Source organism: Kitasatospora sp. NPDC032150, from assembly GCF_055579945.1.
Window position 1 is genome coordinate 127227 of record NZ_JBVIMH010000008.1, and the last position, 22739, is coordinate 149965.

General features: G+C 70.9%; 18 protein-coding genes and 1 riboswitch. Of the genes, 9 read left to right on the top strand and 9 right to left on the bottom strand.

Annotation, left to right across the window (positions count from 1 at the left end; genetic code table 11):
* Positions 1-21 precede the first annotated feature (21 nt).
* A complete protein-coding gene (locus ACZ5ON_RS12415) occupies positions 22-993 on the top strand; it encodes a diacylglycerol/lipid kinase family protein (RefSeq protein WP_465589738.1) in 972 nt (323 codons plus the stop codon).
* Between the two features lie 360 nt (positions 994-1353).
* Positions 1354-1605, top strand: coding sequence for a WhiB family transcriptional regulator (locus ACZ5ON_RS12420; protein ID WP_014138019.1), 252 nt, complete (start codon positions 1354-1356; stop codon positions 1603-1605).
* A gap of 460 nt (positions 1606-2065) precedes the next feature.
* On the opposite strand, the gene ACZ5ON_RS12425 is transcribed toward ACZ5ON_RS12420, so the two are convergent.
* The 6 genes from ACZ5ON_RS12425 to ACZ5ON_RS12450 all read right to left on the bottom strand — a co-directional run bounded on the left by ACZ5ON_RS12425 (position 2066) and on the right by ACZ5ON_RS12450 (position 10205).
* Positions 2066-3583 carry a histidine kinase N-terminal domain-containing protein gene (locus tag ACZ5ON_RS12425; RefSeq protein ID WP_465589741.1) on the bottom strand — a complete coding sequence of 506 codons (1518 nt, stop codon included), beginning with the start codon at positions 3581-3583 and terminating at the stop codon, positions 2066-2068.
* A 498-nt stretch (positions 3584-4081) separates the two neighbouring features.
* Positions 4082-5140 (bottom strand): SIS domain-containing protein, encoded by a 1059-nt coding sequence (locus tag ACZ5ON_RS12430; RefSeq protein WP_465589744.1) that lies wholly within the window; start codon positions 5138-5140, stop codon positions 4082-4084.
* Between the two features lie 317 nt (positions 5141-5457).
* Positions 5458-6975: a glycoside hydrolase family 3 protein gene (locus tag ACZ5ON_RS12435; RefSeq protein ID WP_465589747.1), complete on the bottom strand. Its 1518-nt coding sequence runs from the start codon at positions 6973-6975 to the stop codon at positions 5458-5460.
* 7 nt (positions 6976-6982) lie between these two features.
* Positions 6983-7825, bottom strand: a complete 843-nt coding sequence (locus ACZ5ON_RS12440) for a carbohydrate ABC transporter permease (protein WP_465589750.1) — start codon at positions 7823-7825, stop codon at positions 6983-6985.
* The gene (locus tag ACZ5ON_RS12445) at positions 7822-8811 is read right to left on the bottom strand and encodes a carbohydrate ABC transporter permease (protein ID WP_465589753.1); all 990 of its coding nucleotides are present in this window, start codon (positions 8809-8811) and stop codon (positions 7822-7824) included. Before ACZ5ON_RS12445 ends, ACZ5ON_RS12440 begins: the two co-directional genes overlap by 4 nt.
* A 110-nt stretch (positions 8812-8921) precedes the next feature.
* The gene (locus ACZ5ON_RS12450) at positions 8922-10205 is read right to left on the bottom strand and encodes an extracellular solute-binding protein (protein WP_465589756.1); all 1284 of its coding nucleotides are present in this window, start codon (positions 10203-10205) and stop codon (positions 8922-8924) included.
* 334 nt (positions 10206-10539) lie between these two features.
* Between ACZ5ON_RS12450 and ACZ5ON_RS12455 the strand changes: the two genes are divergently transcribed.
* The 4 genes from ACZ5ON_RS12455 (at position 10540) to ACZ5ON_RS12470 (ending at position 14671) form a co-directional block, all read left to right on the top strand.
* Positions 10540-11331, top strand: a complete 792-nt coding sequence (locus ACZ5ON_RS12455; protein WP_465589760.1) for a GntR family transcriptional regulator — start codon at positions 10540-10542, stop codon at positions 11329-11331.
* Between the two features lie 251 nt (positions 11332-11582).
* Positions 11583-11870 (top strand): DUF3311 domain-containing protein, encoded by a 288-nt coding sequence (locus tag ACZ5ON_RS12460; RefSeq protein WP_465589763.1) that lies wholly within the window; start codon positions 11583-11585, stop codon positions 11868-11870.
* Positions 11867-13498 carry a monocarboxylate uptake permease MctP gene (gene mctP / locus ACZ5ON_RS12465; RefSeq protein WP_465589766.1) on the top strand — a complete coding sequence of 544 codons (1632 nt, stop codon included), beginning with the start codon at positions 11867-11869 and terminating at the stop codon, positions 13496-13498. Before ACZ5ON_RS12460 ends, mctP begins: the two co-directional genes overlap by 4 nt.
* Positions 13499-13927: 429 nt before the next feature.
* Positions 13928-14671 (top strand): histidine phosphatase family protein, encoded by a 744-nt coding sequence (locus ACZ5ON_RS12470; RefSeq protein WP_465589769.1) that lies wholly within the window; start codon positions 13928-13930, stop codon positions 14669-14671.
* 94 nt (positions 14672-14765) lie between these two features.
* On the opposite strand, the gene ACZ5ON_RS12475 is transcribed toward ACZ5ON_RS12470, so the two are convergent.
* Positions 14766-15737 (bottom strand): helix-turn-helix domain-containing protein, encoded by a 972-nt coding sequence (locus ACZ5ON_RS12475; RefSeq protein ID WP_465589774.1) that lies wholly within the window; start codon positions 15735-15737, stop codon positions 14766-14768.
* 640 nt (positions 15738-16377) lie between these two features.
* Here ACZ5ON_RS12475 and ACZ5ON_RS12480 point away from each other — a divergent pair.
* The 3 genes from ACZ5ON_RS12480 (at position 16378) to ACZ5ON_RS12490 (ending at position 20719) form a co-directional block, all read left to right on the top strand.
* Positions 16378-16872 (top strand): GNAT family N-acetyltransferase, encoded by a 495-nt coding sequence (locus tag ACZ5ON_RS12480; RefSeq protein WP_465589777.1) that lies wholly within the window; start codon positions 16378-16380, stop codon positions 16870-16872.
* Between the two features lie 53 nt (positions 16873-16925).
* A riboswitch (cobalamin riboswitch) is annotated at positions 16926-17083 on the top strand.
* A 157-nt stretch (positions 17084-17240) separates the two neighbouring features.
* Positions 17241-19649 carry a ribonucleoside-diphosphate reductase subunit alpha gene (locus tag ACZ5ON_RS12485; protein ID WP_465589780.1) on the top strand — a complete coding sequence of 803 codons (2409 nt, stop codon included), beginning with the start codon at positions 17241-17243 and terminating at the stop codon, positions 19647-19649.
* Complete coding sequence (locus ACZ5ON_RS12490; RefSeq protein ID WP_465589783.1) at positions 19649-20719, top strand: ribonucleotide-diphosphate reductase subunit beta; 1071 nt, start codon at positions 19649-19651, stop codon at positions 20717-20719. Before ACZ5ON_RS12485 ends, ACZ5ON_RS12490 begins: the two co-directional genes overlap by 1 nt.
* A gap of 72 nt (positions 20720-20791) precedes the next feature.
* On the opposite strand, the gene def is transcribed toward ACZ5ON_RS12490, so the two are convergent.
* Together def and ACZ5ON_RS12500 are read right to left on the bottom strand one after the other, a co-directional pair.
* Complete coding sequence (gene def / locus ACZ5ON_RS12495; RefSeq protein ID WP_465589786.1) at positions 20792-21421, bottom strand: peptide deformylase; 630 nt, start codon at positions 21419-21421, stop codon at positions 20792-20794.
* A 101-nt stretch (positions 21422-21522) separates the two neighbouring features.
* Positions 21523-22503, bottom strand: coding sequence for a tetratricopeptide repeat protein (locus tag ACZ5ON_RS12500; RefSeq protein WP_344638314.1), 981 nt, complete (start codon positions 22501-22503; stop codon positions 21523-21525).
* Positions 22504-22739: the final 236 nt, after the last annotated feature.

Here is a 22739-nt window from a genome sequence, read left to right on the forward strand (position 1 = left end):
CGGCCCCGTAGGCTGATCGACATGCGCGCACTCCTGGTCGTGAACCCCAAGGCCACCACCACCAGCGGACGCACCCGTGATGTGCTGATCCACGCGCTGCGCAGCGATCTGAAGCTGGATGTCGCGGAGACCGAGTACCGGGGCCACGCCCGGGACTTGGCCCGCCAGGCGGCCGTCGAGGACGGGGTGGACCTGGTGGTGGCGCTCGGTGGCGACGGCACCGTCAACGAAGTGGTGAACGGCCTGCTGGCGAACGGCCCGTCCGACCGGCTGCCGCGCCTGGCGGTGGTGCCCGGGGGCAGCACCAACGTCTTCGCCCGCGCGCTGGGCCTGCCGAACGACCCGGTGGAGGCGACCGGCGTCCTGCTGGACGCGGTGGAGCACGGGCGGGAACGGGCGATCGGCCTGGGCAAGGCGATGACCGAGGGCGTGCCGGACCGCTGGTTCACCTTCACCGCGGGGCTCGGCTTCGACGCCGGGGTGGTCGGCCGGGTCGAGGAGCAGCGCAGGTCGGGCCGCCGGTCCACGCACACGCTGTACGTCAACCAGGCGCTCCGGCACTACATCACTGAGCGTGAGCATCGCCGGAAAGGCCCGATCCACCTGGAGATCAATGGCCGGGAACAGGTGCCGGGGTTGGTGATGGCGATAGTGTCCAACACCTCGCCATGGACTTTTCTGGGTAATCGCCCGGTGGTCCCCTCCCCCCTCGCCTCCTTCGATACCGATCTTGATGTCTTCGGCATCACTCGAATGACGGCGTTCGGCACCGCTCGAACGGTCCGTCAGATTCTGCGCTCGCACAGTCCTGCTAATGGCTCCGCGAAGCCGGTTGGCCCACACGGAAAGCACGTTGTCTCCTACCACGACGTCAAGCACTTCACCTTGGTTTCACAGGAACCGGCCCCATTTCAGGTCGATGGGGACCACCTTGGAGACAGGAGTCGCGTCAGTTTCACAGGCGTTCGGCGGGCACTGCGTGTGATTGTGTGACCAGAAGGCGGTTTCCTCCTTCTTGTCGAACGCACAAGCCCCCTTCACCCCATAGAAGTACGGGCTGTGAGCTAGGCGACACCGAAGAATCAAAAATTCCTACCCGAAGGGGGTTGTATCCCGGCCCGAGGTTTGCGAACCTCTACATGGCGATCGGGACACGTCCCAGCGACCCCGCTGGGCGGGCGTCACAGGCGACGGCTCCCTTGATCCGCCCGAACCCCACCCCAAGCACAGACCACCCAGGCCCGGGCGGGCCCTTGGTCTCTTTAGCTGTTGTGGGATTCGTGAAAGCGTTCACATTCACAAGCCCACGAGTGTGTCGGCCGGGTCACCGCCCGCTGACCGGAGGAGTTGGACATGGACTGGCGCCACCGCGCTGTCTGCCGCGAAGAGGACCCGGAGCTCTTCTTCCCGATCGGGAACACCGGCCCCGCTCTGCTGCAGATCGAGGAAGCCAAGGCCGTGTGCCGCCGCTGCCCCGTCATGGAGCAGTGCCTGCAGTGGGCGCTCGAGACCGGCCAGGACGCCGGCGTCTGGGGCGGCATGAGCGAGGACGAGCGTCGCGCCATGAAGCGCCGTGCCGCCCGCAACCGCGCCCGCACCGCCTGACGCTCCATCAGCTCGACCTGATCAACCCATGATCAAGGGCTCCGCCGCCGCGACCGTGGTCGCGCGCTCGGCCGAGCCTTCCGAAGAACGGGCCACGCCTCGGCGAGGTCCGGACCACGCCGAGCGGCCAGGCCACTTGATACCGTTCACTTAGAGCAATACTGTGGACCTGAGACGCTCACCGTGTGCAACACGCGGGCCCGGCGTCGCACCACCAAAGAGCCCCCGTTCCGGCCGACTCCCCCCGACGGCCGGAACGGGTTGAGAGGCCCTGTCGACCCACCCCCCCGGTCGACAGGGCCTCGTTGGTGTGCGGACCCCGTCTTCCTCACTCGCCTCCGCGATCCGGGAAGCCCCTCGCGAGCCGAGGGGGCCCCGCCCGATGGCGGGCAAGGAGGGCGAGCGACGAGTGTCGGCGCTGGATCAGAGCGCCCGGAGGCGAGCGAGGAAAGCACTTCGGCTACGGAACAGGGATCTCCAGGACCACCTTGGTGCCACCGCCCGGTGCCGCGACCATGTCGAAGCTGCCGCCCAGTTCATTGGTGCACAGGGTGCGGACGATCTGCAGACCGAGGTTGCCCTCCTGCTGGGGATCGAAGCCCTCGGGCATGCCCCTGCCGTCGTCCTGCACGGTGATCAGCAGGTACTCGGCCGGCCGGCCGCCCGCGTTCCAGCTGTCCGACCAGCCCTTGCCGCTCGCCGGGGCCCGGCCGCGCAGTGCGCTGACCTCCAGGTTCCCCTCGGCCTTGGTGCCGAAGGCGTGCTCCAGCGCGTTCTGCAGCAGTTCGGTGAGCACCATCGCCAGCGGGGTGGCGACCTCGGCGGGGAGGATGCCGAAGCTGCCGGTGCGCCTGGTCACCACGCGGCCGTCCTGGGACAGCTCCTTGACCATCATCAGCACCCGGTCGGCGATCTCGTCGAAGGCCACCTTCTCGTCCAGGGCCTGGGAGAGCGTCTCGTGCACGATCGCGATCGAGCCCACCCGCCGGACGGCCTCGTCCAGCGCGGCCCGCCCGGCCTCGGAGTCCATCCGGCGGGACTGGAGGCGCAGCAGTGCGGCGACCGTCTGCAGATTGTTCTTCACCCGGTGGTGGATCTCCCGGATGGTGGCGTCCTTGGTCATCAGCTCCCGGTCGCGCCGGCGCAGTTCGGTGACGTCCCGGCAGAGCACCAGCGAGCCGGTGAGCGTGCCCTTCGGCTTGAGCGGGATGGCCCGCAGGGTGACCACTCCCCCCTGGACCTCGACCTCGGTCTGCCGGGGGGCCCAGCCACTGGCCAGCTTGACCAGCGCCTCGTGCACCGCGCTGCGCGACGGCGGCACCAACTCGGCCGTGGCGGTGCCGAGATGACTGCCGACCAGGTCGGCGGTGAGGCCGAGGCGGTGGTAAGCGGAGAGCGCGTTGGGGCTGGCGTAGGTGACGATGCCCTCGGCGTCCAGCCGGATCAGGCCGTCGCCGACCCGGGGAGCGGCATCCATGTCGGTCTGCTCGGCCGGGTAGGGAAACGTTCCTGCCGCGATCATCTGGGCCAGGTCGGAGGCGCTCTGCAGATAGGTGAGCTCCAGCCGGCTGGGGGTGCGCACGGTCAGCAGGTTGGTGTTGCGGGCGATCACCCCGAGCACCCGGCCCTCGCGCCGGACCGGGATCGACTCGACCCGTACCGGGACCTCCTCGCGCCACTCCGGGTCCCCCTCGCGGACGATCCGGCCCTCGTCGAAGGCGGCGTCCAGCAGCGGGCGGCGGCCACGCGGGACCAGGTGCCCCACCATGTCGTCCTGGTAGGAGGTCGGGCCGGTGTTGGGGCGCATCTGGGCGACCGAGACGTACCGGATGCCGTCCCAGGTGGGGATCCAGAGCACCAAGTCGGCGAAGGAGAGGTCGGAGAGCAGCTGCCACTCCGAGACCAGCATGTGGAGCCACTCCACATCGGCACCGGTCAGCGTGGTGTGGCGGCGGACGAGTTCGTTCAGCGAGGGCACAGTGCGAGCGTAACCGGAGGCGGGGGTGGCGGGCCCGTGGCCAGGTGCCGGTTTCGCCGCGCGCGGGCTGCCGACGGCTGCACGGCCAGCCGCACGGAAGCCGGTCGGGGGGCCGCTCAGGCAAGTTGTCCAGACCAATTTGCGAATCGCCCTGGACAACAGAATTGGTCTAGTCCACAATGAAGGAGCACCAAGGAGCGGCCCGCCGCGCAACTGCCCTGACCGCGCGAGGCAGCTCCTCGGTCGGTCGCCCACCGTCCAAAGGCCCCGCACAGCCATCGGCCGGTCGGGGCGCCCGACGACAGCTCCGGGCTGCGGTGCCGCACGGGTTGAGGGTCCTGTGCCGGCGCCGTGGCCCGTAGTGCTTTCCGCCTCGAACCGCGGCCCTCCGCGGACGGGGGCCGGGCCGCATCACCACCCCGCTCCGAGCCCCCCGCACAGACCCGGAAGCCCCCGGCCGTCGACGGCCGGGGGCTTCCGGGTCAGCGGATCCGCGGGTCAGTGGGTCTCGGTGACCTTGGCGAGGGCGCGGGGGGCGTCCGGGTCCTGACCGCGGGCGATGGTGACCTCGTAGGCCAGCTGCTGGAGCGGGAGGATCTCCAGGATCGGCTGGACCTCCTCGGGGACGCCGGCCGGGAGCGCGAAACCGGCGGAGGCGGCGTCCACCTGGTCCTGCTGGCCGATGACGACCAGGTCGGCGCCCCGGCCGCGCAGCCGGTCGAGGACCGGCTGCAGCGCCTCGCCGCCCTTGCCGTCCGGAACGATCGCGATCACCGGGGAGACGTTGTCCACCATCGCCAGCGGACCGTGCAGCAGGTCGGCGCCGGAGAACGGCGAGGCCGGGATGTACGTGGTCTCCATCAGCTTCAGGGCCGCCTCACGGGCGGTCGGGTAGCCGTAGCCGCGCGAGGTGATGACCAGGCGCTGGGCGAAGCGGTACCGCTCGGCCAGCTTCCTGACCTCGCTCCGGCGGGCCAGGACCTGGGCGGCCAGCTCGGGCAGCACCTTGGCCGCCGAGCCGTCGCTCCCGCGCAGGCCCTCCACCAGCAGGTACAGCGCGAGCAGCTCGGCGGTGTAGGTCTTGGTGGCCGGCAGCGCCTGCTCCGGGCCCGCCAACACGTCGATGTGGAACTCGGAGACCTCGGCCAGCGGCGACGCGGCGTTGTTGGTGACCGCCAGGGTGATGGCGCCGGCCTCCCGGGCCGCCTTGGTGGAAGCCACCAGGTCGGGCGAGCCGCCGGACTGGCTGACGGTGATCACCAGCACATCGGTGAGGTCCGGCTTGGCGCCGTAGGCCGTGGTGGTGGACATCGACGTCAGACCGGCCGGCTTGCCCAGCAGGACCTCGATCAGGTACTTCGCGTACAGCGCCGCGTTGTCGGACGTGCCGCGTGCGGTCAGCAGGACGAAGCGCGGGTTGCGGGCGGCGATCTGGGCCGCGATCTCGCGGATTCCCGGTGCGCCCTCGTCGAGGATGCGCTGCAGGACGGCCGGCTGCTCGGCCATCTCCGCCGCCATGATCCGGCCGGGGACGGAAGCGGTCTGCGGGTCGGACATCTGGATGTGCCTCCGATGAGATGGTTGAACCCCGTCGGACGGACGCCTGACGGGGACCTCTTTTCGGCGGCGAGTCCGCACACTCGCTGCGAATGATTCCTCCGACGATCCTACGGGAGGGCCCGCCCCCAGCACACTCGGTGTGCCGCCCCTCCCCCGCCGCCGGACGCTTCGGAGGGACCCTCGCCGGCGTCCTGCGGCGCCGGCGGCACTGCGGCTCGCGAGGGTCAGCGGCGGCCGCGCGGCCGGCATGGAACGGTCATGGCCCGGGCCCGCCGGCGTGCAACAGCCGGCGGGCCCCGGACCATGACCGCGGATCAGACCGCCTGCCCCGTCAACACCTCGACGGCGGCCAGCCCGCAGACCCGCGCCGCACCATGGGTGGAGATGTGCAGTGCCCCCACCGGTACGGCCTGCGGCACGCCCATCTCGACCACCAGCGCGTCCGGACGGGCCGCCACCAGCCGCTCCAGGGCCGCGGACATCCAGGCGTGGCGGTGCGCGTCCCGGACCACCAGGACCAGCCGGCGGCCGGCCGCCTCGGCGAGCACCCGGGCCGCCATCTCGTCCGGCTCGGCGTCCGGGCCGAACCGGGCGGTACGGGTGCCCGGGAAGCGGGCCGCCAGCATCCCTGCCACGCCCCACGGGGTCTCGTCGCCCACCGCGACGTTGGCCTGCGGGGAGAAGGAGGCCACGTACGGGCGCTCGGTCACCGGGGCTCCGGGCGCGCCCGGAGCCCGGACCACCCGCAGGGCCCGGCGGGCGGCCCGCAGGCCGATCGCCAGGTCGGGCTCGGCCAGTTCGCCCTGGGCCTCCGTCCGGGCCCAGCCACCCAGGCGCCGGACCCGCTCGGCCGCGTCCGCCAGGCGCTCCTCGGCCAGGCGGCCGGTGCGGACCGCCGCCACGATGGCGTCGCGCAGGTGCAGCACCGTCTCCTCGTCGGCCAGACCGCCGCCGACGCAGATCGCGTCGGCCCCGGCGGTCAGCGCGAGGACGGTGCCCTCGGCGGTGCCGTAGGTGTCGGCGATGGCGCCCATCTCGATGCCGTCGGTGACGATCAGGCCCTGGTAGCCCAGCGAGCCGCGCAGCAGGTCGCCGAGCACGGCTCGGCTGAGGGTGGCGGGCAGCTCCGGGTCCAGCGCCGGGATCATGATGTGCGCGGTCATCACGGCCTTGGCACCTGCCTCGATCGCGGCCCTGAACGGGACCAGGTCGCGTGAGCTCAACAGGTCCGCGTCCACGTCCACCACGGGCAGGCCGAGGTGGGAATCGACGGCGGTGTCGCCGTGGCCGGGGAAGTGCTTGGCGCAGGCGGCCACGCCGACCGACTGCAGGCCCTCCACCCAGGCGGCGGTGTGCCGGGCGCACAGCTTCGGGTCGGCGCCGAAGGAGCGCACCCCGATCACCGGGTTGCGCGGATTGGAGTTGACGTCGGCCGACGGCGCCCAGTTGTAGTTGACGCCGCAGGCGGCCAGCGCCCGGCCCAGTTCGCGGGCGACGTCCCGGGTTAGTGCGGGATCGTCGATCGCGCCGAGGGCCAGGTTGCCCGGCCAGGACGAGCCGGAACCGGCCTCCAGCCGGGTGACGTCGCCGCCCTCCTCGTCGATGGCGACCAGCACGTCCGGGTTCTCCGAGCGCAGCGCCGCGGTCAGCGCGGCCAGCTGCCCGGGACCGGTGACGTTCCGCCCGAAAAGGGCGACCGAGCCGAGGCCGGCCGCCAGGTGGCGGCGCAGCCAGTCGGGCGGGGCGGTGCCGACGAAACCGGGCTGCAGGACCGTCAGGGCGTCGCGGTGCAGCTGGTCGCTGTCCGCGGCGGCGGGGACGAGAACGCTCATCGTTGTGTCACCCCTTCACGGCGCCGGCCGTGAGGCCGGCGGCGATGCGGCGCTGGACCAGCAGGAAGAAGATCACCACGGGGATGGCCATCATGGTCGAACCGGCCATCATCGGCGCGTACTCGGTGCCGCGGGTGGTGGTGAAGTTGCCGAGCCAGACGGTGGCGGTGGTGTTCTGCTGGCTGAGCAGCTGAAGCGCGTACAGGTACTCGTTCCACGCCTGGATGAAGCCGTAGACGGCGGTGGCGACCAGGCCGGGGGCGAGCAGCGGGAAGACCACCCTGAGGAAGGCGCCCGTGCGGGTGCAGCCGTCCACCATCGCGGACTCCTCCAGCTCCTTGGGGATGTTCACGATGAAACCGCGCAGGGTCCAGACCGTGAAGGGGAGCACGAAGGTCAGGTAGGTCAGGATGATCCCGGTCAGCTTGTTGTACTGGCCGAGGTCGTTGAGCAGCAGGAAGACCGGGATGATCATCGCGACCAGTGGCACCATCTGCACCGTCAGGATGCCCACGATGACCACCTTGCGGCCGCGGAAGGCGAACCGCGAGATCGCCAGCGCCGCCAGCAGGCCGACCACCAGGCCGATGCCCACGGTGGAGCCCGCGATGATCAGGCTGCGGGTGACCGGGCCCCAGAAGTCGGAGATCTGCAGCGCCCGGTGGAAGTTCTCCAGCGACAGCGGGAGGGGCAGGAACTTCGGAGTCGGTGAGATGGAGTCCCTGGCCGGCTTCAGCGCGGTGCTGACCATCCAGTACACCGGGAAGCCCGTCACCGCGGCGACCAGCAGGCCGATCAGGTTGTAGAGCGTACGGCCCCTGGGGCGCGGCCGCTTGGCTTCGGTCGTCACTCGACCTCTCCGATCTTCAGCATCTGCCGCATGTACACGGCGATCACGCCGAGCAGCAGCAGCACGGTGAGCAGGGCGATGGCCGAACCCATGGAGTAGTCGTTGACCACGAAGGCCCTGTCGTACGAGTACGTGGTGAGCAGCTGGTACTCGGGCTCGGGGTGGCCCCCGCGCATCAGGAAGACCTGGGGGAAGACGCCCATGTCCCAGATGACCGAGAGGGTGGCCAGCATGACGATGATCGGCCCCAGCACCGGCAGGGTGACGTAGCGGAAGACCTTGACGGCTCCGGCGCCGTCCATCCGCGCGGCCTCCTCCAGCTCCTTGGGCACCTGGGTGAGCCCGGCGTGCAGGGTGATCGCGACGAACGGCACGGCACCCCAGACCACCAGCGCCATGATGATGACGAAGCCCTGGGTGGAGTCGACGAACCAGTTGTGGTGGTCGAAATCCAGGCCGGGGACCCGGCTCAGCAGCCAGTTGGCGACACCGTAATCGGTGTCGAACATCCACTTGAAGACGGTGACCGCGACCACGATCGGCATCGCCCAGCTCGCCACCAGCGCGATGTTGATCAGCGTCTTCACCCAGCCGGAGACCCGCATCAGCAGCATCGCCAGCGCCATGCCGAGCACCATGGTGAACACCACCGCGCCCGCGGCGAACAGGACGGTGCGCAGGACGACGTCCCAGAAGGCGCCGTCGCCGAGCACGGTGGTGAAGTTCCGGAAGCCGACCCACTCGGTGGGTCGGAAGCCCCAGAGCTGGGACTGGCCGAACTTCTGGAAGGACAGGGTGGCCAGCCGCACCAGGGGGTAGCCGAGGACCACTGCCAGCACGGCCAGGGTCGGGGCGAGCAGCAGCCAGGGCGCGGCCTGGCCCCGGAAGCGGCCGCCCCGCTTCTCCGGGCGGGCCGCTCCGGATTCGGTACTGGTTGATGAGGGCCGCTGCGGCGGCACCTTCACGGTGGATGTCTCGGCACTCATCACGTGCTCCTCAGCTACGCCCGGCGCTTGCGGATTTCTCAAGTGGCCCTCACGGCCGGGGCCCGCCGGCCCCTCGGTCCGGGAGGGGCCGGCGGGCCGGGGATCGGCTGTCAGGCGTTGTTGATCACGGCGTCGATCTGGCCGTCCATGTCCTTCGCCGCCGCCTCGACGGTCTTCTTGCCCTGGGCGATGTCCTGCAGGGCGTTCTGCAGGATGTTCGCCTTCTCCACCTGCAGCCAGCCCGGCGCGGTCGGCACGAACCAGTTGTTCTCGGCGGACTGGGCCGAGGGGCCGACCTTCGGGTCGGTCTTCAGCGGGGCCAGCTGCGTCTTGTTGTTCGGCAGGTTGCCGGCCTTGATCAGGGCCTCCTGCGCCTTGGCGTCGGTGAAGAAGTCGATCCACTCCGAGGCCGCGGTCCTGGCCTTGGACTTGACCGGGACGGCCAGGTCGGAGCCGCCGATGAAGCTGCTCAGCGACTTGCCGGACGGGCCGGGCATCACGAAGGGGACCAGGCTGTCCTTGAGCTTGCCGCCGGTCTTGTCGAACTTCGGGTCGGCGGCGGAACCGCCCTCCCAGCCGGCGCCGTAGATCATGGCGGACTGGCCCAGGCCGTAGACGATGTAGCGGTCGGCGTCGTCCTTGGTCAGGTCGCCGTGCATGTACTTGCCGAGGGCGTCCTTCCAGGCGGTCAGGCCCTTGATCGCCTCCGGGCCCTCCAGGGTGGCCTTCCACTTGCCGCCGTCCTGCTCGGCGATCGCGCCGCCGGCGTCGTAGACGAAGGACATCGCGGTGTACCAGTCGCGCGAGGGCTGGTACCAGGCGGAGAACTTGTCGCCCTGCTTGGCCTGGATCCTGTCCAGGTCGGCGGTCAGCTCGGCGTAGGTCTTCGGGGTGTCGGCCACCCCGGCGTCGGCGGCGACGTCCTTGCGCCAGGTGGCGACGCGGGCGGCCGAGTAGTACGGAACGCCGTAGGTCTTGCCGTTGTAGGTGGCGGACGCCTTGAGACCGTCCAGCCAGTCACCGCTGTTCTCGAACTTCGAGGTGTCCAGCTCGGCCAGCGCGCCCTTGATCATGTACGGCAGCATCTCGGTGTTGCCCATCTCCACCACGTCCGGCACCTGGTCGGTGGCGAGCACCGAGTCCAGCTTCGGGTTCTTGTCCTTCCACGAGTAGTACTCGTGGTTGATCTTGATGCCCGGGTACTTGGCGGCCAGTCGGTCGTCGGCGGACTTCACCAGGTCCGGCCAGTTCTGCTGGGCGTCCACGGTCAGCCACACGGTGAGGCTACTGGGGGCGGCGCTGTCGCCGCCGCCCTTCTTGGCGCCCGAACCACAGGCCGCGAGGCCGACGACCATGGCTGCGACGCCTACCGCCGCGATGAGCTGACGCTTCATTACGCCATCCTCCTGAGGGATGCCCGGGATGCCCCCACGGGGGGACGACATACCGGAGCACAACGGCAGTACTGGTGTCGCAACCCATGGGAAGGGGTGGGGAATTCTCTGAGCGGTCTGCAATGGTGTAGACCAACTGCTTGGAGCTTGGCCTAGACCAATGGGTGTGTCAACGGTGGCCGTAGCAATCGGGACCACCCGTTACCAAGCCGACACCGCCCACCGTTCATCGCGTGATGAGCTCCCCGTCAGCCGGACATACGTGCAACGATGTGTGCCGTTAACGAGGCAGCGGAGTCAGGGACGACCCCGCAAGTAGCAGGAGATACGGCCGATGACCAGCGACGGGGGCAGCACTGCCCAGGTGAACGACGCCCAGGCGAAGAGCCTGCCGACGCAAGTAGCGGCCGACCCGACCGCCCGCGTCCCGAAGTACTACGGCCTCAAGCGCCATCTGCTGCAGCTGACCGAGACCCAGCCGGCCGGCACCCCGGTCCCGCCCGAGCGGGCGCTCGCCGCCCAGTTCGACACCTCCCGCACCACCGTGCGCCAGGCCCTCCAGGAACTGGTGGTCGAGGGCCGCCTGGAGCGCATCCAGGGCAAGGGCACCTTCGTCGCCAAGCCGAAGGTCGCCCAGGCGCTGCAGCTCACCTCCTACACCGAGGACATGCGGGCCCAGGGCCTGGAGCCGACCTCCCGGCTGATCGAGATCGGCTACATCGCCGCGGACGAGCACCTCGCCCCGCTGCTGGACATCAAGCCCGGCAGCCGGGTGCTGCGGATCGAGCGCCTGCGGCTGGCCAACGGCGACCCGATGGCGATCGAGGTCGCCCACCTCTCCGCCAAGCGCTTCCCCGCGCTGCGGCGCAACCTGGCCAAGCACGACTCCCTGTACGCCGCGCTGCGCGAGGTGTACGGGGTCACGGTGGCCGAGGCCGAAGAAACCATCGAGACCACGCTGGCCACCCCGCGCGAGGCCGGGCTGCTCGGCTCCGACCTCGGCCTGCCGATGCTCCAGCTCTCCCGGCACTCCTTCGACGCCGACGGCGCTCCGGTCGAGTGGGTCCGCTCCATCTACCGGGGCGACCGGTACAAGTTCATCACCCGCCTCAAGCGCCCGGAGTAGCCCTGCGGACGGGGCGGCCGGGTGCGGGGGCGGACCTCTGGTCCGCCCCCGCACCCGTTCCCACGCCCTGAAGGCTCCCCTCCTGCGTCCGCCATCCGGGATCTTCGGTCCGGGGTAGTGACACAGGTCACTGCTGGGGCTACATTTCGCTGCCGTACTGACTGCCGATCACCGGCGGTGCCGCTCGGCGGTCGCACGGCCACGTGCGCTGCGGCGCCGACGAGGTGACCCCTCATCAGCGGGAGCCGCACATGTCGTCCGAAGTACCCGAATCCGATGCCGGCGCGCCCGAAGGCGCGCTCCCCCAGGTCACCCCGGAACGGGTGCTCGCCGGAATCAGTCTGGCCGTACCGGTCGTCGCACTGCTCTGGGTCTCGTCGTACGCGAAGCTGGCACCCGCGCTCGGCGGAATGCCGTTCTTCTACTGGTACCAGATCGCCTGGATCCCGGTCTCCGCACTGTTCACCGGGACCGCCTACCTGCTGCTGAACCGCGACGAGCAGCGGCGCAGGGCCGCCCGGGGCGGTGAGCCGCGATGAGGAGCGGAGTGAACGTCCCGGCGCTCGTGGTGTTCGTGCTCTTCTTCGCGCTGGTGACGGTGCTGGGCTTCCTGGCCGCCCGCTGGCGGAAGGCCGACAATGCGCTGCACCTGGACGAGTGGGGGCTGGGCGGCCGGTCCTTCGGAACCTGGATCACCTGGTTCCTGCTCGGCGGCGACCTGTACACCGCCTACACCTTCATCGCCGTTCCCGCCGCGGTCTACGGCGCGGGCGCGGCGGGCTTCTTCGCGGTGCCGTACACGATCATCGCGTACCCGCTGGTCTTCCTCCTCCTGCCCCGACTGTGGTCGGTGGCCCGGGTGCACGGCTATGTGACCCCGGCGGACTTCGTGCGCGGGCGGTACGGCTCCAGGGCGCTGTCGGTGGCCGTCGCGCTGACCGGAATCCTGGCCACCATGCCGTACATCGCGCTGCAACTGGTCGGCATCCAGGCCGTGTTGGACACCCTCGGGATCGGCGGCGGCACCAGCGGCAACTGGTTCATGAAGGACCTGCCGCTGTTCCTGGCCTTCGCGGTCCTGGCCGCGTACACCTACTCCTCGGGCCTGCGGGCGCCGGCGCTGATCGCCTTCGTCAAGGACGCCCTGGTGTACATCGTGATCATCGTCGCGGTGATCTACATCCCGATGCGCCTCGGCGGTTACGGCCACATCTTCGACGCGGCCGCCGCCAAGTTCGACGCGGTCAACCCGGCCACCCACAAGCCGGTCGGCTCGATGGTGAGCGGCCCGGACGCCCAGTGGACGTACGCAACCCTGGCGCTCGGCTCGTCCCTCGCGCTCTTCATGTACCCGCACACCGTCACCGGTGTGCTGGCCGCCAAGTCGCGCAACACCGTGCGCCGCAACATGGCGATCCTGCCGGCCTACTCGCTGATGCTCGGCCTGCTGGCGCTGCTCGGCTTCATGGCCATCGCGGCCGGGGTGGGCAAGGGCGTCAAGGGCTACAACGCCCAGCTGGCCGTGCCGCAGCTGTTCGACAACCTGTTCCCGAGCTGGTTCACCGGCGTGGCCTTCGCCGCGATCGGCATCGGTGCGCTGGTGCCGGCGGCGATCATGTCGATCGCGGCGGCCAACCTGTTCACCCGCAACATCTACAAGGACTTCCTCCGGCCGGACGCCACGCCCGAGCAGGAGACCAGGATCGCCAAGATCGCCTCACTGCTGGTGAAGGTGGGCGCGCTGGTCTTCGTGCTGGGCATGGACAAGCAGCTCGCGATCAACCTCCAGTTGCTCGGCGGCCTGTGGATCCTGCAGACCTTCGTCTCGATCGTCGGCGGACTGTTCACCCGTTGGTTCCACCGCTGGGCGCTGCTCGCGGGCTGGGCGGCCGGCATGGTGTACGGCACCTGGAAGGCGTACGGCATCGCCTCGCCGGCCACCAAGCACTTCGGCGGCAACTCCGCGGCGATCCCGGGGATCGGCGAGATCGGCTACATCGGGTTCACCGCCTTCGTGCTCAACCTGATCGTCGCTGTCGCGCTCACCCTCGTTCTGCGGGCCGTCAAGGCCCCCGAGGGCGCCGACGAGACCAGCCCGGCGGACTACAGCGCCGAGGCCGGGGACAAGGCTCTGGAGGACGCTCCGGTGCCCGCAGCGGCGCACTGATCCGGGCAGGCGCACTCGACGCCAAATCGTGCGCCCTGTGATCGCGCCGTCACCTCCGTCAACACTGGAGTGGCGGCGCGATCTCTTCGCGGCGCGAACCGTCCTTGGACCGGCCGGCGATGGGGAGCGTGGATCGAGGAGGGGGCACATCCCCCAGCCTGGCGGCCGGGGGACCATCCCCCGGCCGAAGGCTGGGGGATGGTCGAGAGCCGAGTCTGGGCGTGCATCGTGAGGAGAGCGCAGCGGCGCTGCGCGCGACGAGGGATGTGCGTCCGAGGGCCCCTCCTGCCCGATGGCGGGCAGGAGGGAGAGAGCCATCGGCACGCGACGCCGCGGGCCCTGTTGCCGGCCGGTCATAGGCGCGACCATGGAGTGCGCGTGGCTCGCGCCTGCTCACCGAGTCACGGACACCAACGGGGAGAACCGGCCATGGCAGAACTCACCAGCGTCATCAACGGACACCGCCTCGCAGCGTCCCGGCGGCCGCTGCCCTCCGTCCTGATCGCCACCCGGCACGGCGAGAGCACCGCCAACGTCGAGTTCGGGATCGCCGCCGAGACCGGCGCGCTGACCGTCCCGATCACCAGCCGGGACGCCGACATACCGCTCTCCCCGCACGGCCGGCGCCAGGCACGCGACCTCGGGCGCTGGTGGGCCGGCCTGCCCACCGCCGACCGCCCCCGCGCCGTCTGGTGCTCCCCCTACGTACGCACCGCCGAGACCGCCCGGATCGCGCTCGACCGGGCCTGTGGCCTCGGCGCGGTGCCGGACGCTCTCGCGGTCAGGTACGACGAGCGGCTGCGGGACAGAGAACTCGGCATCCTGGAGATGCTGACCGCCGCCGCGATCGAGAAGGAGCACCCCGTCGAGGCCGCCCGCCGCCGCAAGATGGGCGAGCTCTACTACCGGCCGCCCGGTGGCGAATCGTTCCTGGACGTGGCCCTGCGGGTGCGCAGCTTCCTGCGCGACCTCTGCGAGGAGGAGGACGGGCGGCCGGTGCTGGTGGTGGCGCACGACTGCACGGTGCTGATGCTGCGCTACGTCCTGGACCGGCTCACCGAGCCCGAGTTGCTGGACCTGCGGGCGGTGAGCAACTGCTCGACCAGCCTGTGGCGCTCCCAGGCCGGCCGGCTCCACGCCGAGCACTGGAACTCGGTCGCCCACCTGACCTGACCGCCCGGGGCCGCCGGGCAGTTGCGCACTCGGCGCCGCACCGGGCCGCCGGGCCGCTCACGCGCCTCGCCGCACCCGGGGCGTCGCCCGCCGGTCAGCCCCGGCTCCGCTCATCCGGCCAACTCCCCGCGAAGGCGCGGCGATACGCCTGCGGCGTCGTCCCGAGCCAGCGGCCGAAGTGGTGCCGGAGGGTGGCCGCGTTGCCGAAGCCGCAGCGGGCGGCGACCGCGTCCACGGGCTGACTGGTGCTCTCCAGCAGGCGCTGGGCCAGCAGCAGTCGCTGGTTGGTGATCCAGCGGTGCGGGGTGGTGCCGGTCTCCTGCTGGAAGCGGCGGGCGAAGGTGCGGGGCGACATGTGGGCGCGGACGGCCAGCTGATCCACCGTCAGGCCACAGTGCAGGTGCTGGCGCAGCCAGTCCAGCAGCCCGCCGAGCGAGTCCGCGTCGCACACCGGCATCGGCCGGTCGACGAACTGCGCCTGCCCGCCGTCGCGGTGCGGGGCGACCACCATCCGCCGGGCGATCCCCCGGGCCACCTCCGCGCCCTGCAGCTTGCGGACCAGGTGCAGGCAGGCGTCGATCCCGGCGGCCGTCCCGGCGGAGGTGATCACCGGATCGTCGTCCACGTAGAGCACGTCGGGATCGACGGTGGTGCGCGGGAAGCGCCGGGCCATCTCGTCGACGTGCTTCCAGTGCGTGGTGGAGCGGCGCCCGTCCAGCAGCCCGGCGGCGCCCAGCAGGAAACTGCCGCTGCAGATGGACAACGCGCGCGCCCCGCGCTCGACTGCCGCGCGCAGTGCTTCGACGAGCGCCTCCGGGTACTCGGCGCGCCGCCCCACCGCGGTGACCACGATCAGGTCCGCCTCGGCCAGCCGCTCCGGCCCGTACGGGACCTCCAGGCCGAAGCCGGCGTGGGTGGCATGCCGCCCGGGACGGTCGGCGGCGAGGGCGAAGTCGTACACCGGCAGCCCGTCGTCGCTGCGGTCGAGCCCGAACACCTCGGAGGCGACGCCGAGTTCGAACGGGTGGACCGGCTCCAGCACCACTGTGGTGATGTTCTTCAGCATCCGCACAGGATGCCGTACGCCCTCGTCCGCCTCCGGCCTCCCGGCCCCGCGGCGGCCCTCGGCCGCCGGGCCGTGCACACCGCTCCGCATCCCCGTGCCCCTCCCTCGTCCGTCGCCCCTCCCCTGCCCGCCGTCCGGTGCCTTCCGCCCCGTGGCTCGGCCGGGCCGCCGGCCGCCGCGGCATCGGCCCGCCCCAACCCGCGAGAGGCTGGCAGGATTTCGATGCAATCGGTCGTTCCTGCCACTCGTGGCAGCGGCCCGCGCGGACGAGGGTGGAGGACATGACTCCCGAGACCCTCGCGACCTCGCTCGGCCTGATCGGCACCATCAGCGGCTTCGGACTGCTGGGCTTCCTGATCGGCCGTGAGCTGACCGGCCGCGGCCGCGGGCCCGGCCCGGGCGGCGGCTACGGTGGTCCTGACGACGGTCACGACGACCCCAACCACCCTTCCGCCCCGGTTCTTCCCGACCGCCTGTACGGCACCATGCCGGCCGCCTCCGCCTTCCCCGCCAGCGCGCCCCCGCTCCCCGCCGGCGCCCGCCCGGCGAGCCCTCCGGCCGGCGCCACGCCCCTCGCCGGCACCCGCCCGCCCGCCACCCTGGCTGCCGTGGGCCCCCTCCCGTCGGGCACACTGTCCGGATGGGCATCCTCATCCGCCGCGCCCTCGAAGAGGACCTCGAAGCCGCAGGTGAAGTCACGGTCGAGGCGTTCGTGGGCGACGGTCACACCTCGCCGGACAGCGGCTACGTCCAGCTCCTCCGGGACACCGGGCGCCGCAACGAGGAGGCCGAACTCCTCGTCGCGCTCGACCCGCACACCCGGCAGGTCCTCGGCTGTGTGACCCTCGCGGTCGGCGGCACCGAGTGGGCCGACATCGCCGAGCCGCACGAGGGCGAGATCCGGATGCTGGCGGTCGGCGCGGCGGCCCGCGGACGCGGCGCCGGGGAGGCCCTGGTCCGCGCCGCGATGGCCCGCTGCCGGGAGCTCCGGCTGGCCGGGATGGCCTTCTCGACCCGCCCGGCGATGAAGGCGGCGCACCGGATCTACGAGCGCCTGGGCTTCGTCCGGACCCCCGACCGGGACTGGACGGCGGCTCCCGGGATCGACCTGATGGTGTACTCGATCACCTTCTGAACACCCCTCCCGCACAACCACGCGGTTGGTCCGCCTGCGACACACGGCACTACATGTGGTGCCGCATCGTCGGACCGCCACAACATGTATGCTCGCTCTCGCTGTCGAAGCAGGGGAACCCGGTGTGAATCCGGGACTGCCCCGCAGCGGTGAGCGGGCGGCTCTCCAGGCCCCCGCAAGTCCGGTTACCTGCCGACGGTGTGCCACACGGCTTCCCCGCAGATGCCTTGCAGCACCGCAGTACGTCCGGGCCTCGCGGGTGGGCCAGGGGGTAGAGAGCGCGTCGGTCCCCGGTCGTGCTGCACCTCCCTGCGCTCATGTCGGTCCGGATGACCCTCATCCGACGCCGCCGCCAGGAGAGAAGCGCCTTGACCATCGCTGCCTCAGTTGCCCTGCCTTCCCAGGGTTCCGCCGCCACCGCCCAGACCGACCCCGGTGCGGCACTGCTTCGGCTCCTCACCGACCGCAGCGTGGACCTCCCCCAGGTGGACCCCGGCCACGTCGCCGCCGCCGCGCTGCGCGGCCGCCACGCCGGCTCGGACTTCGCCGAGCTGCGCGGGCTGGCCGTGGAGGCCGCCGCGTCGATGATCGCCGAGGACCCCCAGTACTCGAAGCTGGCCGCCCGCCTGCTCGCCATGGAGATCGCCGACGAGGCGATGAGCCAGGGTGCCGTGTCGTTCTCCGCCTCGATCGCCGTCGGCCACGCCGAGGGCCTGATCGGCGACGCCACCGCCGCCCTGGTCGCCAAGCACGCCGAGGCCTTCGACGCCCTGATCGACCTGTCGGGCGACGACCGCTTCGAGTACTTCGGCCTGCGCACCGTGCAGTCCCGCTACCTGCTGCGCCACCCGATCACCCGCATGGTGATCGAGACCCCGCAGCACTTCCTGCTCCGCGTGGCGGCGGGCCTCGCGGTGGGCGACAGCGAGCAGTCGGTGGCCGAGGTGGCCGAGCTCTACCGGCTGATGAGCCGCCTGGAGTACCTGACCTCCTCCCCGACGCTCTTCAACTCCGGCACCAAGCACCCGCAGATGTCCAGCTGCTACCTGCTGGACTCGCCGCTGGACAACCTGGACTCGATCTACAACCGCTACGCGCAGATCGCCCGGCTGTCCAAGCACGCCGGCGGCATCGGCCTGTCCTACTCCCGGATCCGCTCGCGCGGCAGCCTGATCCGGGGCACCAACGGCAAGTCCAACGGCATCGTGCCGTTCCTGCGCACCCTGGACTCCTCGGTCGCCGCGGTCAACCAGGGCGGCCGCCGCAAGGGCGCGGCCTGCGTCTACCTGGAGACCTGGCACGCCGACATCGAGGAGTTCCTGGAGCTCCGCGACAACACCGGCGAGGAGGCCCGCCGGACCCACAACCTCAACCTGGCGCACTGGATCCCGGACGAGTTCATGCGCCGGGTCAACGCCAACGAGGACTGGTCGCTGTTCTCCCCGGCCGACGTCCCCGAGCTGGTCGACCTGTGGGGCGAGGAGTTCGACGAGGCGTACCGCAAGGCCGAGCAGGCCGGCAAGGCGGTCCGCACCATCCCGGCGCAGACCCTGTACGCCCGGATGATGCGCACCCTGGCGCAGACCGGCAACGGCTGGATGACCTTCAAGGACGCCTCCAACCGGGCCGCCAACCAGACCGCCCTGCCGGGCCGTACGGTGCACTCCTCCAACCTCTGCACCGAGATCCTGGAGGTCACCGACGACTCCGAGACGGCCGTCTGCAACCTCGGCTCGGTCAACCTCGGCGCGCACGTCGCCGAGGGCGCGTCCGCCGGTGACCTGCTGAACGCGATGGACTGGGAGCGGCTGGACGCCACCGTGCGCACCGCCGTGACCTTCCTGGACCGGGTCATCGACATCAACTTCTACCCGACCACCGAGGCCGGCACCTCCAACTCCCGCTGGCGGCCGGTGGGTCTGGGCGTGATGGGCCTGCAGGACGTCTTCTTCAAGCTCCGCCTGGACTTCGACACCGCCGAGGCCCAGCAGCTCTCCACGCTGATCGCCGAGCGCATCATGCTCACCGCGTACGAGCGCTCCAGCGAGCTGGCCGAGCAGTTCGGCCGGCACGAGGCGTACGGCGAGACCCGCGCCGCCCGCGGCCAGCTGCACATCGACCACTACGACGTGACCCCGCAGTGGACCGAGCGCTGGGACGCCCTGCGCGCCAAGATCGCCGAGACCGGTCTGCGCAACTCCCTGCTGCTCGCCATCGCGCCGACCGCGACCATCGCGTCCATCGCCGGTGTGTACGAGTGCATCGAGCCGCAGGTCTCGAACCTGTTCAAGCGCGAGACCCTGTCCGGTGAGTTCCTCCAGGTCAACCCGTACCTGGTGCGGGAGCTGAAGGAGCTGGGCGTCTGGGACCAGCAGACCCGGGACGCGCTGCGCGACTCCAACGGCTCGGTCCAGGAGTTCAACTGGCTGCCCGCCGAGGTCCGTTCGCTCTACCGCACCGCGTGGGAGCTGCCGCAGCGTGCGCTGATCGACCTGGCCGCGGCCCGGATGCCCTACCTGGACCAGAGCCAGTCGCTGAACCTCTTCATGGCCGCGCCCACCATCGGCAAGCTCAGCTCGATGTACGCGTACGCCTGGAAGGTCGGTCTGAAGACCACCTACTACCTGCGCTCCCGCCCGGCCACCCGGATCGCCCAGGCGGCCCCCGGCGCCGCCCGCACCGCCGTCCCGGTGCCCGCCCCGACCATGACCCAGGCCGAGCAGGACGCCATCGCCTGCTCCCTGGAGAACCCCGAGTCCTGCGAGGCCTGCCAGTGATGACCGCCCACCCGTCGCCCGACCACCGCCCCTCCTCGCCGGCACAGAGCGCCGACAGCCCGTCCGACCGCAAGATGCTGCTCGACCCCGGCTTCGAGCTGACCCTGCGCCCGATGCGCTACCCGTCGTTCTACGACCGGTACCGGGACGCCATCAAGAACACCTGGACCGTCGAGGAGGTGGACCTGCACTCCGACGTCGCCGACCTCGCCAAGCTGAGCGAGGGCGAGCGGCACCTGATCGGCCGCCTGGTCGCCTTCTTCGCGACCGGTGACTCGATCGTCGCCAACAACGTGGTGCTGAGCCTCTACAAGCACATCAACTCCCCCGAGGCCCGGCTCTACCTGTCCCGGCAGCTGTTCGAGGAGGCCGTGCACGTCCAGTTCTACCTGACGCTGCTCGACACCTACCTGCCCGACCCGGACGACCGCGCGGCGGCCTTCGCCGCGGTGGAGAACATCCCCTCCATCGCGCAGAAGGCGCGGTTCTGCTTCAAGTACATGAACGCCGTCGACCACATCGAGTCGCTGCAGACCAAGGAGGACCGCCGGGCCTTCCTGCTCAACCTGATCTGCTTCGCGGCCTGCGTCGAGGGCCTGTTCTTCTACGGCGCCTTCGCCTACGTGTACTGGTTCCGCAGCCGCGGCCTGCTGCACGGCCTGGCGACCGGCACCAACTGGGTGTTCCGCGACGAGTCCATGCACATGGACTTCGCGATGTCCGTGGTGGACACCGTCCGCGAGGAGGAGCCCGACCTCTTCGACGACACGATGGCCAAGCAGGTCACCGAGATGCTGGAGGAGGCCGTCGAGGCCGAGCTCCAGTTCGCCCAGGACCTGTGCGGTGACGGCCTGCCCGGCATGAACACCGAGTCGATGCGCGAGTACCTGCAGGCCGTGGCCGACCAGCGGCTGGCCCGCCTCGGCCTGCCGGTCCGCTACGGCTCCACCAACCCCTTCGGGTTCATGGAGCTGCAGAACGTCCAGGAGCTGACCAACTTCTTCGAGCGCCGGGTCTCCGCCTACCAGGTCGCGGTCGAGGGCACGGTCTCCTTCGACGACGACTTCTAGGAGTCGGCGCCTTCCAGGGCACCAAGCGCGAAGGCCGGTACGGGAGTTCCCGTACCGGCCTTTGCGCTGCCGTCAGTTGTTCGGCACCGTCGCGTACTTGGGGGTGCCCTCGGCCATCTGCTTCAGGGCGTCCTTGCGGTCGCGCTTGGAGAGCTTGTCGATGTACAGGAAGCCGTACAGGTGGTCGGTCTCGTGCTGCAGGCAGCGGGCGAAGAAGCCGGTGCCCTCGACCCGGACCGGGTTGCCGTCCTTGTCCTGGCCCCGCACCGCGGCGTAGGCGGGACGCGGGAGTTCGGCGTAGGCGGTGGGGACCGAGAGGCAGCCCTCGTGGCCGTCGTCCAGGACCCGGCGGCGGTCGGCCGGGAACTCCTCCAGCACCGGGTTGATGACGTGGCCGATGTGACGGACGCCGTCGTCGTCCGGGCAGTCGTACACGAAGACCTTGAGGTCGACGCCGATCTGGTTGGCCGCCAGGCCGACGCCCTCGGCCGCGTACATCGAGGCGAACATGTCGTCGATCAGCGTGGACAGTTCGGCGTCGAAGGCGGTGACCTCCTGGCACTCGCGGTGCAGGACGGGGTTGCCGACCACGGTGATCGGACGGGCCTCGGCGTTGGAGAGGTCGGGCACCTCGCCGATCACCTTGGTGGCCTCGGGCTCCTCGTGCTCATGGTCGTGCTCGTGGTTGTGCTGGTCCGCCATCGTCGCTTCCGCTTCCGTGGATCACTTGGGTTTACCGCTCAAGAGTACGGCCCCGAAACCCACCCGGGGCCTTACCGCCCTTGCCCGGCACCGTCCTTGGCTCAGCAGACCTCTTCGAGATCGCGGTAGGCCCTGGTCCCCGGCGAGGCTGCGACCCAGCGGTCGAGCAGCCTGCGGACCAGCCCGGCGGGCGCGGCGATCCCGCACTCGCGCTCGGCCAGCCAGGACATCCCGCCGCTGCCACTGAGGTGGCTGAGGTGGCCGGGGTGGTCGAAGTCGCCGTCGTCGTGCGGGTCGTGGTGATGGGTGTGGCCGTCGTCGGCGGCCATCCGGCTCTCCGAACAGGCCCGGCAGAGCAGCCGCACCGAGGAGGTCCAGTCCTCGGCGGCGTAGCCGGCGTCGGCGACCAGCCGCTCCAGCGCGTCCCGGTCACCGGCGGTGGCCGCCTGGAGCAGCACCACGAAGGTCGGCACCGGCGAGGGCGCCCAGAGCTCGATCTCGTCGAACACGGGGTACGCCACTCCGGCGGCCACCCGCTCGCCGTGCGGCGCGCCGTCGTGCAGCACCACCTCGCCCCAGCGGCGGCCGGAGGACGGCAGCGGGATGGAGAGCACCTCGATCCGGGCCGGGTCCAGGCGTCTGCCCCAGACCACCTCGGACTCGCCCTCCGGGGAGAGCCGGACGGGTGTGGTGCCGAGGTCCAGCGACACCGGGCTGTCCAGCGCGTCGCCGGCGGGCAGCCGCAGGCCGTACGCCTGCCAGGCGCGCCGGGCGAGCGGCCAGTCCTGCAGGGCGGTCGCGGTGATCCCGAGGTTCCACCAGTCGGGGGCACCCTGCTCGCGGTCGAGCAGGGCCACGGCGCGCAGGCCGGCGCTGCGCGCCTGGTCCCAGTCCCGGCGGAACTTGTGCAACAGTGCGAGGTTGAACCAGGAGTCGGAGAGCCACGGCTCCAGGTCTGCCGCCATCACCAGCAGCGCCCCCGCGTCCTCGTAGCGGCCGTCACCGATCAGGGTGAAGGCCCGATCGGTCGTCTGCCGCCAGGTGGCCGACGGCCGGTGCCGTGCGCGGTGGAAGATCCTCACGTTCCGTCCCTGCCGTTGTCGTCCGCCAGTACCGCCGGTGCCCGCCCGAGGAGCCGGGCCGCCACCGGACGGAGCCTGCGCGGAGTCCGATGTCCGCCACCGCACCGGTGGACCGGACCGGTGGCCGTAGCCGGAACGCCCCCGGGAACCGGGCGGCCCCGGATCCGGTGTTCCACGCTACGACCGCATCCAACCACGGCAGGCTTCGACTGCGCTCCCCGCAGGTCCATTCAGTC

Excerpts from the sequence above, each read along its gene's own strand:
- ACZ5ON_RS12415 (WP_465589738.1), top strand. The coding sequence starts at position 22 with ATGCGCGCACTCCTGGTCGTGAACCCCAAGGCCACCACCACCAGCGGA.
- ACZ5ON_RS12420 (WP_014138019.1), top strand. The coding sequence starts at position 1,354 with ATGGACTGGCGCCACCGCGCTGTCTGCCGCGAAGAGGACCCGGAGCTC.
- ACZ5ON_RS12430 (WP_465589744.1), bottom strand. The coding sequence starts at position 5,140 with ATGTCCGACCCGCAGACCGCTTCCGTCCCCGGCCGGATCATGGCGGCG.
- ACZ5ON_RS12435 (WP_465589747.1), bottom strand. The coding sequence starts at position 6,975 with ATGAGCGTTCTCGTCCCCGCCGCCGCGGACAGCGACCAGCTGCACCGC.
- ACZ5ON_RS12445 (WP_465589753.1), bottom strand. The coding sequence starts at position 8,811 with ATGAGTGCCGAGACATCCACCGTGAAGGTGCCGCCGCAGCGGCCCTCA.
- ACZ5ON_RS12450 (WP_465589756.1), bottom strand. The coding sequence starts at position 10,205 with ATGAAGCGTCAGCTCATCGCGGCGGTAGGCGTCGCAGCCATGGTCGTC.
- ACZ5ON_RS12455 (WP_465589760.1), top strand. The coding sequence starts at position 10,540 with ATGACCAGCGACGGGGGCAGCACTGCCCAGGTGAACGACGCCCAGGCG.
- ACZ5ON_RS12460 (WP_465589763.1), top strand. The coding sequence starts at position 11,583 with ATGTCGTCCGAAGTACCCGAATCCGATGCCGGCGCGCCCGAAGGCGCG.
- mctP (WP_465589766.1), top strand. The coding sequence starts at position 11,867 with ATGAGGAGCGGAGTGAACGTCCCGGCGCTCGTGGTGTTCGTGCTCTTC.
- ACZ5ON_RS12470 (WP_465589769.1), top strand. The coding sequence starts at position 13,928 with ATGGCAGAACTCACCAGCGTCATCAACGGACACCGCCTCGCAGCGTCC.
- ACZ5ON_RS12475 (WP_465589774.1), bottom strand. The coding sequence starts at position 15,737 with ATGCTGAAGAACATCACCACAGTGGTGCTGGAGCCGGTCCACCCGTTC.
- ACZ5ON_RS12480 (WP_465589777.1), top strand. The coding sequence starts at position 16,378 with ATGGGCATCCTCATCCGCCGCGCCCTCGAAGAGGACCTCGAAGCCGCA.
- ACZ5ON_RS12490 (WP_465589783.1), top strand. The coding sequence starts at position 19,649 with ATGACCGCCCACCCGTCGCCCGACCACCGCCCCTCCTCGCCGGCACAG.
- def (WP_465589786.1), bottom strand. The coding sequence starts at position 21,421 with ATGGCGGACCAGCACAACCACGAGCACGACCATGAGCACGAGGAGCCC.